The organism is Cyclobacterium sp. (genome assembly GCF_014762705.1).
Lineage (GTDB): Bacteria > Bacteroidota > Bacteroidia > Cytophagales > Cyclobacteriaceae > Cyclobacterium.
In genome coordinates this window covers 119,418-135,218 of the sequence record NZ_JABURL010000031.1, presented here as the reverse complement: position 1 = coordinate 135,218, position 15,801 = coordinate 119,418, and the positions used below count along the sequence as shown (strand labels likewise).

The window sequence follows — 15,801 nt, the reverse complement described above, 5'->3', positions numbered from 1 at the left end:
GGAACAGTTCATTTTTTTCTTCCACAAGATAAGCCCGCTTTAATCTTTTATTTACCCTTGTGAATGTGCATATTTGCAGTCCGTTAAAAACACCTGTTTGTAAAGGTGTAGGTTAAACAGAAAGCGAAAGCATGTCAAAATCTGAAAATGAAATCAATGTAACCTTTCCCGACCAATCTGTCAGGGTATTTGAAAAGGGAGTTACCGGTCTGGATATCGCCATGAGCATCAGCGAAGGGCTGGCCAGAAACGTACTGGCCGCAAAGGTCAATGGGCAAGTTTGGGACGCTACCCGCCCCATCCATGAAGATGTGAGCATTTCCCTGCTCACCTGGAACGATAAGGAAGGAAAATCCACCTTTTGGCATTCTTCAGCCCACCTTTTGGCTGAGGCACTGGAAGCCCTTTACCCTGGAATTAAATTTGGTATCGGTCCTCCGATAGCTCAGGGTTTTTACTACGATGTGGATTTTGGGGACAAGACCCTTGAAGGGGCAGAGTTGGAAAAAATTGAAGCCAAAATGGTGGAATTGGCCCGGCAAAAAAACGAATACATCCGCAGGGAAATTTCGAAGGATGAGGCGGTCAGCTATTACCAAAACAAAGGTGACGAATACAAGCTTGACCTTTTGGACAGGCTGGAAGATGGCTCCATTACCTTTTACAAGCAGGGTGAATTTACCGATCTTTGCCGTGGCCCACACATCCCGCATACGGGATTTGTGAAAGCCGTAAAATTGCTCAATATCGCAGGGGCATACTGGCGTGGGGATGAAAAAAATAAAATGCTTACCCGTATTTACGGCATTACCTTTCCCAAAGCCAAAGAATTGAAGGAATACCTGGAGATGCTGGAAGAGGCCAAAAAACGGGATCACCGTAAGTTGGGCAAGGAGTTGGACTTGTTTACCTTTTCTGAAAAGGTAGGTATGGGCTTGCCTTTATGGCTTCCCAAAGGCACCCTGCTTCGTGAGCGACTGGTCAATTTCCTGAAAAAGGAGCAGGATCATTCCGGTTATCAGCAGGTGATTACCCCACACATAGGTCACAAAGCCCTGTATGAGACTTCGGGCCATTATGAAAAATATGGCAAGGATTCCTTTCAGCCCATCACTACACCCCATGAAGGGGAGGAGTTTTTGCTGAAACCCATGAATTGCCCCCATCATTGTGAGATTTATAAAAGCAAGCCCAGGTCCTACAAAGACCTGCCGGTAAGATATGCCGAATTTGGCACCGTGTACCGGTACGAACAAAGCGGTGAACTGCATGGCTTGACCAGAGTGAGGGGCTTTACCCAGGATGATGCACACATCTTTTGCCGGCAGGATCAGGTAAAAGAGGAATTTATCAAAGTCATCGATTTGGTTTTGTATGTTTTCAAAGCCCTGGGCTTTAATGATTACACAGCGCAGATTTCACTGCGGGATCCTGAAAACATGGAGAAGTACATTGGAGAAGGGGAGGCCTGGAACAAAGCAGAAGCTGCCATTATTGAAGCCGCTTCCGAAAAGGGGCTGCAGACGGTAACTGAATTGGGAGAGGCGGCTTTTTACGGGCCAAAGCTTGATTTTATGGTCAAGGATGCTCTGGGAAGAAGCTGGCAGCTGGGTACTATTCAGGTAGATTACCAATTGCCCCAGCGCTTTGAGCTGGAATATACCGGGTCTGACAACCAGAAACACAGGCCGGTGATGATACACCGGGCACCTTTTGGCTCCCTGGAGCGTTTTGTGGCAGTGCTGATAGAGCATTGCGCGGGGAATTTTCCACTTTGGCTTGCACCAGAGCAGTTGGTAATTTTGCCGATTTCCGAAAAATTTGCTACCTATGCGGCCAAGGTCAAATCTTTGCTTGGAGATAATGGTATTTCCGGGGAAATTGACAACAGGGATGAGAAAATTGGCCGGAAAATCAGAGATGCAGAAGTGAAAAAGATTCCATTCATGGTTATCGTAGGTGAAAAGGAGCAGGAAGAGAATGAGCTTTCCTTACGAAAACACGGTGAAGGGGACATGGGAAGCTTCAAGCTGGAGGATTTTGTGGCTTACTTTCAGGGAATCATCAGGGAATCATTGAATAAATAACAGTATAATAATTTGTTGGTTTTTAATATTTAAAAAATTATTAGATATTTGCAGATTGAAACTTTAAACAACAACCATAACTATTTTGAGAGGAAAAAGAACGTATACTCCGAGACAAGAGGAACCATATAAGGTAAATTCAAAAATCCGGGCCAGAGAGGTCAGGGTTGTGGGGGATTTTGTAGAGGGGGGCAATGCCGTCATGGCGACAGATAAAGCCATTGCTCTTGCCGAAGAAAACGGACTTGATCTCGTGGAAATTTCTCCTTCTGCTGCACCACCTGTCTGTAAGGTGATTGATTATGCCAAGTTCAAGTACGAACAGAAGAAAAAGCAAAAAGAAATCAAATCAAATGCAGCCAAAACGGTAGTCAAAGAAATACGTTTTGGTCCCAATACCGATGACCATGATTTTAATTTCAAATTAAACCATGCCATAGGTTTTCTCAAAGACGGGGCAAAAGTAAAGGCATATGTTCATTTTGTAGGACGTACCATCGTGTTTAAAGAACGGGGAGAAATGTTGCTGTTGAGATTTGCCCAGGCCCTTGAGGATTATGGGCAGGTAGAGCAACTTCCCAAAATGGAGGGCAAAAGAATGAATATCTTTGTGTCACCGAAAGCAGGAAAGAAATAATTTAACTAATCATATACGGTAATGCCAAAAGTAAAAACAAAATCAAGTGCCAAGAAAAGGTTTAAACTTTCTGCCACTGGAAAAATCAGAAGAAAGCATGCTTTTAAAAGTCACATCCTGACCAAAAAATCTACCAAGAGGAAGAGAAATCTTACCAAAATGGGAGAAGTTCATGAGACAGATGAGGGAAGAGTAAGAGCAATGCTCAGAATTTGATCAAAATCAAATTAAAAAGGTTAAAAATTCACCAGATTTTTGGTTTGATAAGTCTTTAAAGAACAAAGCACCAAAAGTCAAAAACTAAAAAAAAATGCCAAGATCAGTAAATGCCGTGGCTTCAAGAGCCAGAAGGAAGAAAGTATTAAAAGCTACAAAAGGATACTTCGGAAGGGGTAAGAATGTATGGACAGTAGCCAAGAACAAATATGAGAAAGGCCTTCAGTATGCCTACAGGGACAGAAAGGTCAAGAAAAGAGAATTCAGGGCTTTATGGATACAGCGGATCAATGCAGGTGTCAGGCAATATGGCATCAGTTATTCCCAGTTTATGGGGATGTTAAAGAAATCCAGTATTGATTTGAACAGGAAAGTGTTGGCAGATCTGGCCATGAACCATCCTGATGCATTCAAAGCCATAGTTGAAAAAGTAAAATAAGGATTACCGTTTTTACCAATAAAAAAGCCCTCTTCGGAGGGTTTTTTTATTTCCCCATTTTGTGATTAGGCTTTACTTTTTTGAAATTTTCCTTATATTACTTTTCCTTTAGTCTCTTTAGTCACGATGATCTATTTGGGTTCCTGATGAAGGCTGAAATTAAAAGAAAATCAGGCAGTTTGGAGATGGGGTCACAGCAAGGCCATGGTGAAGTTGAAAACGGCAACGAAGTGCCTGATTTTGTCCCGAACTCGGGGTCAGTCTGCAATTGAATTCCTAATGCATATTTAGGGTTCAATGAGATTGTCTTAAAGAAATGCGGTTTAAGCTTGACATACTTATTCGCTGGACAGAAAGTTGACAAGCAAATAGGACTTTGACGTATGATGCTTTGACGTTGAGCAATTGTAAACAATGCCAGCTTTGGTCAAAAAAAAAGGTCTCCTGTAGGAGACCTGAAATTAAGTGTAGCGAGGAGGGGAATTGAACCCCTGACCTCAGGGTTATGAATCCTGCGCTCTAACCATCTGAGCTACCTCGCCAAATGGGAATGCAAATATGTGAGGATAATCCTTGAATTGCAAATATTGGAGAACCAAAAAAAAACTTTTTATAACCAGAAATACTAAGGCCATGGAGAAAATTAAATTTGTTGCGGATTACCAGATAAATACCTCCAAAAAGATTATTTATCCGTATCTAAGTACGGCCAGTGGTTTGTCACAGTGGTTTGCAGATGATGTGGTCATTAATGAAGACAAAATTTATAACTTCATCTATGATGGAGAAAACCACTTTGCCCGTCCGGTTATCATGCGCACCAATCACCATGTGAAATTTGAATTTTCCGACCCTTATGAAGAAGAGGAGGAAGAATCGGACAAACCATTTATTGAATTTAAACTGGAGGAAAACGAATTGACACAAACCTTTTATCTGCGTGTCATCGAATATGGCGATGCTTATGATGAGCAGGAGCAGGCCTCCATTTGGGAGGGTTTAATAGGTAGCTTAAAAGAAATAATCGGAGGATAAACGAATCAGAATTACCATTTTCAACATAATATGTTCAATTTTGTTTCGTCTTTTAATTGAGGGGATAAAGGCGTTTCATGAAAAAATTAGATAAATTAATACTGGGTTCTTTTCTGGGGCCCTTTTTACTTACCTTCATCGTAGTGGATTTCATTCTCCTGACGGTAAATATGCTCAAATATTTTGATGAAATATTTGGCAAAGACCTTCCGTTTATGGTTTACATGGAGCTGATCGGATATTTTGTGATCAGTATTTCTCCCATGGCACTTCCCCTGGCCGTATTGCTTTCTTCCTTGATGACCTTCGGTAATCTGGGGGAGCATTTTGAATTGACAGCCATAAAAAGCAGTGGCATTTCCCTGCTCAGGGCCATGCTGCCTATAGGTATTTTCGTTGTTTTTTTATCGGTTTTTGCCTATTTGTCCAATAACTATTTGGTCCCAAGAGTAAACTTAAAGACTTTTAGTTTGCTCTATGATATACGTATGAAATCACCTGCCCTTGATATCAAGGAGGGGGTATTTTACAATGGTATTCCGAATTACAGCATCAAGGTAAACAAGAAACTCGATGAGGTAAGGCTGGAAGAAGTGCTCATCTATGACCATACCCAGGGACAGGGAAACCTCCATGTGATCACCGCAGATTCAGGCAGAATGGAGCCTTTTTTCAATGACAGGTACATGATGCTTACCCTTTTCAATGGAAATAGCTACCAGGAGCAAACAGGACAAAGAGGAGTCAGGGATAAGCCGGGGACTTTTAGCAGGACCAGATTTGATAAAAATGAAATGGTGTTCAGTCTGGATGCCTTTGATTTAAAAAGGACACCCGAAAACCTCTGGTCCAACAGTAAATCCATCAAAAATATAAGTGAGATCAGGGTAGACCTGGATTCCATGGACCGGGAGCTAAACCACTGGTATTTTTTTAATTATGCCAATACCGAAGCTTCTTACAATTATTTTGGAAGAACCAGAAAATTGACTCCTCCAAAAGAAATTGTGGATAAAAAAAATGAATCGGATTCGCTAAAGAATTTGAAGTACAAAGACGAATTCGAAAACCCTGAAAACGGTATCCCGGTAAGTGAAAATGTGGCGGCAAGCAGAGATACAACAAACCGTACGGTTGGGATGGACAGTGCGGGTCAAAATGATGCATTACCCCTGGAAAAGGATACTGCGTTACTGGCTAAAGCCGATAGTGTGTCCCTGCCTGAAAACAGGGCTTCAGTGGAATCCATCAGGGATACGCTTGGCAGGAACCTGAGCACTGTGGAGGAAGAACGGATTGATCTGGCTGAAATAGAAAAACAGGACAGTATCAATGAACGTACTACCCGACCAGATATGGCCAGGATAAATAGAAACGCTGCCATAAAAAAAGATGAGCCAGAGCCGGTCACCCTTTCTGCCGAGCAGCAGCAGATGCTTGACTCTATCAGGGATACACCCAGGTACAGGACTTCTCAGGCCACGGTGGGACTGACTGCCGCCAGAAATATCAAGAATAATTTCACCACCAACAAGTCGCGAATAGACGAAATACAACGCAATTACCGGGTCTTTAAAGTAGCCTGGTACCAGAAATACACCCAGTCCCTGGCATGTTTTGTCATGTTTATGATTGGGGCTCCATTGGGTGCGATTATAAAAAAGGGAGGATTGGGGATGCCGGTTTTATTGTCCATCATATTTTTTATCATGTATTACATGTTGACCATCACAGGTGAGAAGTGGGCAAAAGAAGGCATGTCAGACACCTTTTTTGGTACTTTTTTCTCCAATTTGGCATTGATTCCATTTGGTTTGTTTTTCCTTAGGCAAGCCCGGAAGGATGCCCGGCTTTTTGAGCCTGATTTTTATCAGGGAATTTGGGATAAAATCAGAAAAACCTTTGAAAGAAAGCAAGCACCACAAGATGCCCCTAAAAAGCCGGAGAAAAAGTTAAAAGAAGAAGTTTTATAAATTCGAATAAAACTGCTACCTTTGTCTTTGTTTTAAAAAAATTTACATCATATTTGACTAAGCATGTATTTAGCGAAAGAAAAGAAAGAAGAACTATTCAAGAATCATGGTCGGTTGAAGTCGGAACAAGATACAGGGTCTCCTGAATCACAAATTGCCTTATTCACTTACAGGATACAGCATCTGACGGAACATTTGAAGACCAATAAAAAAGACCACTCCTCCAGGAAAGGGCTGTTAAAATTGGTAGGTAAAAGAAGGCGACTGCTGAATTACCTGATAAAGATCGATATTGAGAGATACAGGGCTGTCATTTCAGACCTGGGTATCCGTAAATAACAGCCATGTGGGGTTCCCTTTTTTAGGGAACCTTACTTTTTTGCTACCTTCTGTTATTAAGCCTTACTTTTACAACTATACCTTATATAGAATCAAAAATTTATGTTACCAAATTCAATTTCAAAAACCATCACCCTTGAAGATGGTAGGGAAATCATTATTGAAACAGGAGCCTTAGCCAAACAGGCTGATGGGGCAGTCATGGTCAAAATGGGTAAATCCATGTTGCTGGCTACAGTAGTAACCAAAAAAGAAGCTGGAGAAGGGGTGGATTTTCTCCCCATGTCAGTGGACTATCAGGAAAAATTTGCGGCCTCCGGAAAAATACCGGGAGGATTTTTAAAACGGGAAGGCCGGTTATCAGATTATGAAATATTGATCAGCAGGATGGTAGACCGGGCCATCAGGCCTATTTTCCCGGACGATTACCATGCAGATACCAACATTACCATTACCTTGATGTCTTCCGATGAGGAAGTGTTGCCTGATTGCCTTGCAGGATTGGCGGCATCAGCTGCTTTGGCGGTATCCGATATTCCCTTTAATGGGCCCATTTCAGAAGTTCGTGTGGCCAAGATAGATGGTTCATTTGTTATAAACCCCAAGCCCGCTGATCTGGAACGGGCAACAATGGAGCTCATCGTTGCCGGATCGGAGGATTTCATCCTGATGGTAGAAGGAGAAGGTGACGAAATTTCTGAAGATGAGATGGTTGAAGCCCTTCAATTTGCTCACGAAGAATTAAAAAGGCACTGTCAGGTGCAGAAGGAACTGACCAAAATGGTCGGAAAAGAAGTGAAGAGAGAATACAGCCATGAGGTCAATGACGAGGCTTTGTTCGAGAAAATGAAAGCCGAACTGTATGACAAGCTTTATGATGTTGTTAGCAGGCAGATTGCCAATAAGCAGGAGCGTACAGATTTGATCAAGGCCATTAAAGAGGCTTTTGTAGAAAGTCTGGGTGAAGAGCATGAATATGATGAGGGTTTGATCGGCAGGTATTTTGGAAAGGTACACAAAGAAGCAGCCAGGAATTTCACCCTCAAGGAAAAGAAAAGGCTGGATGGAAGAAACCCGGATGAAATCCGACCTATATGGTCTGTAGTAGATTACCTGCCCTCCGCACATGGCTCGGCTGTATTTACCAGAGGCGAAACCCAATCCATCACCACTTGTACTCTGGGTACAAAGCTGGACGAACAAATGGTGGATGGCGCCGTACATTCCGGCTATAATAAATTTTATTTGCATTACAATTTCCCCGGATTTTCCACAGGAGAAGTAAAAATCAATCGAGGTCCGGGAAGAAGGGAAGTAGGCCATGGCAACCTGGCCATGCGGGCTTTGAAAAAAGTATTGCCTCCTGATGCCGATAACCCTTATACCATACGAATAGTTTCTGATATCCTTGAATCCAACGGTTCCTCATCCATGGCTACGGTCTGTGCGGGTTCCCTGGCTCTGATGGATGCAGGTATTCCCATAAAAGCGCCGGTAACGGGCATTGCCATGGGTATGATTTCTGATTCCAAATCAGGAGATTACACCATTCTTTCCGATATCCTTGGTGATGAAGATCATTTGGGAGACATGGATTTTAAAGTGACAGGTACCGCTAAAGGTATTACAGCCTGTCAGATGGACCTCAAAGTGGAAGGGTTGGATTACAATGTGTTGAAAGAAGCATTGTACCAGGCCAAAAAAGGAAGATTACATATTCTGGATGAAATCAATAAGACTTTGTCTGAACCAAGGGGAGAATTCAAACCTCATGCCCCAAGGTCCTACAACATGCAGATTCCTAAAGAGTTGATCGGTGCGGTAATAGGTCCAGGAGGAAAAGTGATCCAGGAAATCCAAAAAGACACAGGAGCTACCATTATCATTGAAGAAGTTGATAATGTGGGTAAGATCAATGTCTTTTCCAATAACCAGGAGGCCATGGACAGTGCCGTGGCCAGGATCAAATCCATTGTAGCCCAACCTGAAATAGGTGAAGTATATACTGGAAAAGTGAAAAACATCATGCCTTTCGGAGCCTTTGTAGAATTTATGCCTGGCAAAGATGGCCTGTTGCATATCTCCGAGATCAAATGGGAGCGGCTTGAATCCATGGATGGAGTATTGGAATCTGGCGAGGAAATTGCTGTTAAACTTATAGATGTTGATAAAAAGACGGGCAAATTCAAGTTGTCCAGAAAAGCTTTGCTGCCAAAACCAGAAAAAAAAGATAAATAAGCTGAAAGTTTCCTGAAAATTTAGATCAATTTATAAAAATTGAACTTATTTTCAGGAAACTTCTGTTATAAATGCGTTAAAAAATAATAGATACAATTGAATGAGGCAGCTTAAAATCAGTAAACAGATTACCAACAGGGAGAGTCAATCTCTGGACAAATACCTTCAAGAGATAGGTAAGGTAGATCTATTGACAGCAGACGAAGAAGTGGTTTTGGCCAAAAGAATCAGAGAGGGCGACCAGCTTGCTCTAGAAAAATTGACCAAGGCCAATTTGCGATTTGTTGTCTCCGTTGCCAAGCAATATCAAAATCAGGGTTTGTCTCTGGGCGACCTGATCAACGAAGGAAATCTGGGTTTGATCAAAGCTGCCCAGCGTTTTGATGAGACCCGCGGTTTTAAATTCATCTCTTATGCTGTTTGGTGGATTCGTCAATCGATTCTTCAGGCTTTGGCCGAGCAATCCAGGATTGTCAGGTTACCTCTGAACAGGGTTGGTTCTCTGAATAAAATCAGTAAAACCTTTTCCGAATTGGAGCAAAAATTCGAAAGAGAGCCTTCTCCTGAGGAATTGGCGGAAGTCCTGGAAGTTACCGCCGGAGAAGTGGTAGATACCATGAAGATTTCTGGCAGACATGTATCCATGGATGCGCCATTTGTTCAAGGAGAAGAAAACAGCCTGCTGGATGTACTGGAGAACGACGGGGAAATTAAGCCAGATGATGGTTTAATGAACGATTCCTTGCGAAAGGAAGTGCAACGCGCCCTGTCAACACTTACCCAGAGAGAAGCAGATGTAATTACACTTTATTTTGGACTGAATGGAGAACATGCCATGACGCTGGAAGAAATAGGGGAGAAGTTTAACCTGACTCGTGAGCGGGTCAGACAAATCAAGGAAAAGGCGATCAGGAGACTGAGGCATACAAGCAGGAGTAAAACGTTGAAACCCTATCTGGGTTAATTCCTGCATTGTAGTAAAATATTAAAAAGGGCAGCAGGCCCTTTTTTTGTATAAATAGAATTTTTATAATGATTTTTAAACTTTTTTGTTTTTATATTTTGTTAGTATGGCATAACCATTGAAATTTAATATAATTGATTAATACCTAATATAATGAGTCAGGAGACCGAAACTATAAAAGTCCTTATCGTAGGGTCAGGACCGGCAGGCTATACTGCTGCCATCTATGCTTCCAGAGCGGGATTATCACCTGTATTGTATACCGGCATTCAACCTGGAGGCCAGCTTACCATTACCAATGATGTGGAAAATTATCCGGGGTATCCGGATGGGGTGATGGGACCCCAAATGATGGAAGATTTCAGAAAACAGGCAGAACGTTTTGGTACAGAAGTCAGGTACGGAGTGGTAAGCCAGGTGGATTTCAGCAAGCGACCCTATAAAGTCGTGGTAGATGAAAGCAAAACCATTCTTGCGGAGACAGTGATCATTTCTACAGGAGCCTCGGCCAAATGGCTGGGAATAGAAAGTGAGACCAGACTCAATGGCAAGGGAGTTTCGGCTTGTGCGGTCTGTGACGGGTTTTTCTTCAGGGGAAAGGATGTGGCCATCGTTGGTGGTGGTGATACCGCCTGTGAAGAGGCCAGTTACCTGGCAAATATTTGCAAGAAGGTCTATATGCTGGTGAGAAGAGACGAACTCCGGGCTTCCCAGATCATGCAGAAAAGGGTGATGAACAACCCTAAAATAGAAATTCTCTGGAACCATGAGACGGAAGAAATATTGGGAGAGGAAGAGGTCAATGGCGTAAGGGTGAAAAACAACCAAACCGGCGTGGAAAAGGTGCTGGATGTGGAAGCCTTTTTTGTAGCCATAGGTCACCAACCAAATACTGGTATTTTTGCTGGCCTGATAGATATGGATCAAAACGGATACATACTGACCAAACCGGGTAGTACCAAAACCAATGTCCCGGGTGTTTATGCCTGTGGAGATGCTCAGGATCACGAATACCGACAGGCAGTTACTGCCGCCGGAACAGGCTGTATGGCTGCCCTGGATGCGGAAAGGTTTCTTTCCGCTCAGGAATAGCCCCACCTGTCTGACGGTTTTAAGCCATCAGACAGGTAGGCAGGCTATCTCTCCACTTGGGGAGTGGGATAAATTATGGCCGAAAATAAATAAAATTTAAACACATGAAATCGAGCATGACGAGAGCGTCACACACTGAGATGATTATTAAGCATGCGAGATTCCATGTGACCATTAAGAAACAAATTTAAACACATGAAATCGGCACGATTAAAATCATCATTAAACACACAGGGCAATGATTATTTTAATCGTCAAAGATTCAATAGCCTGCCCCGACTAATCGGGGTGGCTTATTAAAAACAAATTATAAACACATGAAATTGGATATATTGGCCATTGCTTCGCATCCGGATGATGCCGAACTATCCTGTAGCGGGACACTGGCATCACATGTGGAACAAGGGTATAAAGTAGGAGTGCTGGACTTGACTCAGGGAGAAATGGGGACCAGGGGCACTCCGGCGATTCGGCTGGAAGAATCGGATAAGGCAGCAAAAATAATGGGTTTAAGTGCCAGGGAAAACCTGGGATTTAAAGATGTTTTTTTTCAGGATGATAAGGACCATCAGATAGCCATTGCAAGGATAATCAGAAAATACCGCCCCGAGATCGTGCTTGCCAATGCTGTGACCGACCGCCATCCTGATCATGGTAAAGGAGGAAGTTTGGCATCTCATGCCTGTTTTATCAGCGGTCTTAGAAAATTGGAGACAGAATTGGATGGGGAAGCCCAGCAAGCCTGGCGGCCCAAAACCATTTACCATTACATCCAGAACAATTACATCGAGCCCGATTTGGTGGTGGATATTTCTTCCTACTGGAACGTAAAAAAGGAGAGCATCCTAGCTTTCCAGTCCCAGTTTTACGATCCCCAATCCGAAGAGCCGGAGAGTTTTATTTCCAGGCCAGATTTTCTGGATTTTATAGAAGCCAGAAGTCGGGAAATGGGCCATAAAATCAATGTAAAATACGGAGAAGGATTTACCGTAGAGCGTGTGCCCGGGCTAAGAAATCTATTTGATTTGTTGTAAAATGCTGACTTTAATATAGTCACTTCTTATATGTTCTTCTATTCCTTCTATGGTTCTTTTTTTAAACCATATAAGACATGTAAGGGCATATAAGGTAGTACTGCAATCAGGAAAAAAACCCTGGAAATCTGAGCCTTCTTGTGGTGAGTCCATCATGTTTACCTGGGATTGCAGGGCAAGGATCAAAAAAAAACCTTATATGTCCTTCTATTCCTTATATGGTTCCTTTTTTTTAACCATATTAGACATTTAAGAGCATATAAGGTAGTACTGCAATCAGGAAAAAATTCTGGAAATCTGAGCCTTACTGTAGTGAGTCCATCATGATTACCGGGGATTGCAGGGCAAAGATCAAAAAAAACCTTATATGTCCTTCTATTGCTTATAGGGTTTTTTTTTAAAAGATCACTATTATTTTCCCCGGCGAAACAACCTTAATGCATTGCGGGAATAGTTCTATTTTATGGGGCCAGTCTTTCCATTTTCCATTCCTTATTCCCGGAGAGGACATACCTGACCCGGTCGTGCAGACGAGCGGGCCTGCCCTGCCAAAACTCAATTTCATCAGCCATCAACCTGAACCCTCCCCAGGTTTCCGGTCTTTTTAAGGGTTCTCCCTGAAACCTTTCCACGGTATTGGCCAGATTTTTTTCCAAAAAATCCCTGTCCGGAATTACCTGGCTTTGAGGGCTTGCCCATGCCCCGATCTGGCTTTCCTTTGGTCTGCTAAGAAAATAGGCATCAGATTCTTCTGCCGGTATTTTGGTTACTTTTCCGGATACCCTTACTTGTCTTTCCAATTCAGGCCAGAAAAATGTAAGGGCAGCAAATGGGTTTTCGGAGAGGTGAAGGCCCTTTTGGCTGGAATAGTTGGTAAAAAAAACAAATCCCTCGTCCACTCCCTTCAGCAAAACAATCCTGCCGGAAGGTTTCATCGCTTTGTTTACAGTGCTCAGGTGCATGGCAGTGGGCTCATTGACAGCTGCGGAAAGTGCATTGGATAGCCACAACTTGAATTGTTCTAATGGATTAGGATTCATCCCTTTTATATCTAAAGATTTGGAAGAATAATCCTTTCTTATGTCTGCTAATTCCATTTTTTCAAATTAAATCAGAAAATTAATTTAAGAATACAAATATATTGTATTTAAATTTTTTTCTTTTAAATTAAAGCCTCATATAAATCATTGTTAATGCATTCACCATCTAACATATCTCCTCAATCCGGAAGCCTGCTTATTTCAAAGCCTTTCCTGCAGGATGAAAATTTTGTCCGTTCGGTGGTGCTATTGTGTGAAAACAACGAATTGGGCTCATTTGGTTTGGTGTTGAACAAACTTTCTATTTTTAAATTGGATGAATTATTGGAAGATTGTGAGTTGCTGGACAAAGAAGTATACGTGGGAGGTCCGGTAGAACAAAACACCCTTCACTTTATCTATCAGGGAGAGAAGCAGTTAGAGAACAGCATTTCTTTAGGAGAAACGCTTTGGTGGGGAGGGAGTTTTTCCGAATTACTTGAAAAAAACAAATTGGGACTGATCAATATGACGGATTACCGGTTTTTTATCGGTTATTCTGGTTGGGAAAGTGGTCAGCTTAAGGAAGAACTAACTGAGAATACCTGGATAGTATGTGACAATGCACAGGTGAAAAATATATTCAAGTCCGAACCGGATGATTTGTGGCGGGTGATATTGAAAAATATGGGAGGCGATTTCCAGGTTTTGGCAAATTATCCCATTGACCCAAGACTTAATTAGCCCAAAATTGCTACTTTTGTTCAGTATGGTTTGATTTACGCAGGAATACTACACTATTATGGATAAGGATAAAGAAATGTCCGCAAAAGAGGACAAGGTTACTGAAGATCTGGTGGACAACCAGGAATCAGGAGTGGAAGCAAATGTGGATGAAAAAGAGGAAAAACCCGAAAAGACTCCCGAGAATGAGGCAAATCACGATGCTGAAGACTCGGAAGAGGAGGACCATGAGGAAGATGGGGTTGATTACAACAATTTTGATAAGCCACAGCTTCTCAAAGCCCTAAAGGATATTGTCAGCCAACAAAATTTCATTAAGAGTGATGGGCTGGTTCAGGAAATCAAAAACCATTACGAGGAATATTACAACAAAGAAAAAGAACTGGCCCACCAGCAATATGTTGCTGATGGAGGGGATGAAGAAGGATTCGAGTACCGGGGTGCTGATGAAGACCGGGATTTTTTTGCTACCTACCAGCAGTTTAAAGACAAAAGACACGAACAGATCCGGGAATTAGAGCGGTCCAAAGAAAAAAATGCACAGGAAAAAAATGAGATTCTTGACCGCCTGAGGGGCTTGGTAGATGGCGAGGAAACCACCAACAGCATAAAGGATATCAAGGAAATCCAGGAAAAATGGAAGAAAATAGGACCTGTACCCCATAACCAAAACAAAAATCTTTGGGCATCCTATAATGCCCTGATGGACAGGTTTTACGACAACAGGAGTATTTATTTTGAGCTGAAAGAGCTGGATAGAAAGAAAAATCTGGAAAGCAAACTGGAGCTTTGTGAAAAGGCAGAGGCCCTTGCAGAGCAAGAGGAAATCAAGGAAGCCATCAAATCGCTGAACGAGCTTCATGAAGACTTTAAGCACATAGGGCCTGTTCCCAGGGAGGAACAAGAAGCTTTATGGCAGCGGTTTAAAGGCGCATCAGATGCCATTTATAACAAGAGAAAAGAGTATTACGACAGTCAGAAAGAGGTTTTTAAAGCCAATCTGGATGTAAAAGTAAAACTCATAGAAAAGCTGGATGCTTTTAAAGCATTCAAGGCGGAAAAAATAAGGGATTGGAATAACAAAACCAAAGAAATCCTGGCCATTCAGAAAGAGTGGGAGGCCATCGGCCCTGTTCCCCGGGAATCAGGTAGAGAGATCAATAAAACATTCTGGGGGCTTTTCAAGCAGTTTTTCCAGCATAAAAATCAGTTTTTCAAGGAATTGGATGAGATCAGGCATAAGAACAAGGAGCAGGCAGAAAAGCTGATTGCAGATGCTGAATCCCATTTGGAAAGTACGGATTGGAAAGAGACCTCCAATCACCTGATCCAGTTACAGAAAGATTGGAAGGAGTTGGGCCCTTTGCCTGAAAAGTTTAGGGACAACCTTTATGGAAAGTTCAAAAAGGCTTGCGATACCTTTTTCGATAACCGCAGAAATGCCAATAAGGAAACCAACAAGGCCTTTGAAGAAAATCTGGCAGCCAAGGAGGCTGTCTGTGAGCAGATCAGGGAGGCCCCCAAGGACAAGGACGCCATTAGCCCGGAACATTTGGAAACGCTCATCCAGCAATTCAATGAGATTGGTTTTGTGCCAAGGAAGAACATGAAGGAAATATCTTCAAAATTCAATGATGCGGTGAATGCTTACCTCAGCCATTTGGACCTGGAGGGAGAAAGCAAGGACGATTTTCTTTTCAGGTTAAACCTGAACAAACTGCAGGCAGATCCCAATAGCAACAGGGTGTTGAATAAAAAAGAACATGGCATTAGAAAACAGATTTCGGATCTGGAAAACAACATTACCTTATGGCGTAACAACCTGGAGTTTTTCGCTTCTTCCAAGACGGCAGATAAATTGAAAGACCAATTTGAGGAAAAAATTGACAAAGCAGAGCAGGAAGTAGACAAGTTGAAGAAAAAGTTGTCCATTATCCGTGAATTTTAAATCCCTCATCATGAATAAAATAGGTAATTTCTTTAA

At 42.3% G+C, this 15,801-nt stretch carries 14 protein-coding genes and 1 tRNA gene; 13 read left to right on the top strand and 2 right to left on the bottom strand.

Annotated features, from left to right (window positions below; genetic code table 11):
• Nucleotides 1-131: 131 nt before the first annotated feature.
• From thrS to rplT, 4 genes are all read left to right on the top strand, one after another.
• The gene (gene thrS / locus HUJ21_RS06130) at nucleotides 132-2,087 is read left to right on the top strand and encodes a threonine--tRNA ligase (RefSeq protein WP_291368064.1); all 1,956 of its coding nucleotides are present in this window, start codon (nucleotides 132-134) and stop codon (nucleotides 2,085-2,087) included.
• 85 nt (nucleotides 2,088-2,172) lie between these two features.
• Entirely contained in the window at nucleotides 2,173-2,724 is a 552-nt protein-coding gene (gene infC / locus HUJ21_RS06125) for a translation initiation factor IF-3 (RefSeq protein WP_166149810.1), read from the top strand.
• A gap of 21 nt (nucleotides 2,725-2,745) precedes the next feature.
• Entirely contained in the window at nucleotides 2,746-2,940 is a 195-nt protein-coding gene (gene rpmI, locus HUJ21_RS06120; RefSeq protein ID WP_073096640.1) for a 50S ribosomal protein L35, read from the top strand.
• Between the two features lie 94 nt (nucleotides 2,941-3,034).
• Entirely contained in the window at nucleotides 3,035-3,379 is a 345-nt protein-coding gene (gene rplT, locus HUJ21_RS06115; protein ID WP_166149808.1) for a 50S ribosomal protein L20, read from the top strand.
• 468 nt (nucleotides 3,380-3,847) lie between these two features.
• On the opposite strand, the gene HUJ21_RS06110 is transcribed toward rplT, so the two are convergent.
• Nucleotides 3,848-3,921: transfer RNA gene (locus HUJ21_RS06110), tRNA-Met, on the bottom strand.
• Nucleotides 3,922-4,012: 91 nt separating this feature from the next.
• Between HUJ21_RS06110 and HUJ21_RS06105 the strand changes: the two genes are divergently transcribed.
• From HUJ21_RS06105 to bshB1, 7 genes are all read left to right on the top strand, one after another.
• The gene (locus HUJ21_RS06105) at nucleotides 4,013-4,414 is read left to right on the top strand and encodes an START-like domain-containing protein (RefSeq protein ID WP_166149806.1); all 402 of its coding nucleotides are present in this window, start codon (nucleotides 4,013-4,015) and stop codon (nucleotides 4,412-4,414) included.
• A 77-nt stretch (nucleotides 4,415-4,491) separates the two neighbouring features.
• Nucleotides 4,492-6,387 carry an LptF/LptG family permease gene (locus HUJ21_RS06100; protein ID WP_291368063.1) on the top strand — a complete coding sequence of 632 codons (1,896 nt, stop codon included), beginning with the start codon at nucleotides 4,492-4,494 and terminating at the stop codon, nucleotides 6,385-6,387.
• Between the two features lie 63 nt (nucleotides 6,388-6,450).
• On the top strand, nucleotides 6,451-6,726 hold the full coding sequence (gene rpsO / locus HUJ21_RS06095; protein ID WP_166149802.1) for a 30S ribosomal protein S15: 276 nt from the start codon (nucleotides 6,451-6,453) through the stop codon (nucleotides 6,724-6,726).
• Nucleotides 6,727-6,828: 102 nt separating this feature from the next.
• A complete protein-coding gene (pnp, locus tag HUJ21_RS06090; protein ID WP_291368062.1) occupies nucleotides 6,829-8,964 on the top strand; it encodes a polyribonucleotide nucleotidyltransferase in 2,136 nt (711 codons plus the stop codon).
• A 100-nt stretch (nucleotides 8,965-9,064) separates the two neighbouring features.
• A complete protein-coding gene (locus tag HUJ21_RS06085; protein WP_014021150.1) occupies nucleotides 9,065-9,928 on the top strand; it encodes an RNA polymerase sigma factor RpoD/SigA in 864 nt (287 codons plus the stop codon).
• 153 nt (nucleotides 9,929-10,081) lie between these two features.
• A complete protein-coding gene (gene trxB, locus HUJ21_RS06080; RefSeq protein ID WP_291368061.1) occupies nucleotides 10,082-11,020 on the top strand; it encodes a thioredoxin-disulfide reductase in 939 nt (312 codons plus the stop codon).
• Between the two features lie 317 nt (nucleotides 11,021-11,337).
• On the top strand, nucleotides 11,338-12,054 hold the full coding sequence (bshB1, locus tag HUJ21_RS06075) for a bacillithiol biosynthesis deacetylase BshB1 (protein WP_291368060.1): 717 nt from the start codon (nucleotides 11,338-11,340) through the stop codon (nucleotides 12,052-12,054).
• A gap of 461 nt (nucleotides 12,055-12,515) precedes the next feature.
• On the opposite strand, the gene pdxH is transcribed toward bshB1, so the two are convergent.
• Nucleotides 12,516-13,151, bottom strand: a complete 636-nt coding sequence (pdxH, locus tag HUJ21_RS06070) for a pyridoxamine 5'-phosphate oxidase (RefSeq protein WP_291368059.1) — start codon at nucleotides 13,149-13,151, stop codon at nucleotides 12,516-12,518.
• 96 nt (nucleotides 13,152-13,247) lie between these two features.
• Between pdxH and HUJ21_RS06065 the strand changes: the two genes are divergently transcribed.
• Both HUJ21_RS06065 and HUJ21_RS06060 read left to right on the top strand, forming a co-directional pair.
• Nucleotides 13,248-13,817: a YqgE/AlgH family protein gene (locus HUJ21_RS06065; RefSeq protein ID WP_291368058.1), complete on the top strand. Its 570-nt coding sequence runs from the start codon at nucleotides 13,248-13,250 to the stop codon at nucleotides 13,815-13,817.
• A gap of 58 nt (nucleotides 13,818-13,875) precedes the next feature.
• Complete coding sequence (locus tag HUJ21_RS06060; protein WP_291368057.1) at nucleotides 13,876-15,765, top strand: DUF349 domain-containing protein; 1,890 nt, start codon at nucleotides 13,876-13,878, stop codon at nucleotides 15,763-15,765.
• The last annotated feature ends 36 nt before the right edge of the window (nucleotides 15,766-15,801 follow it).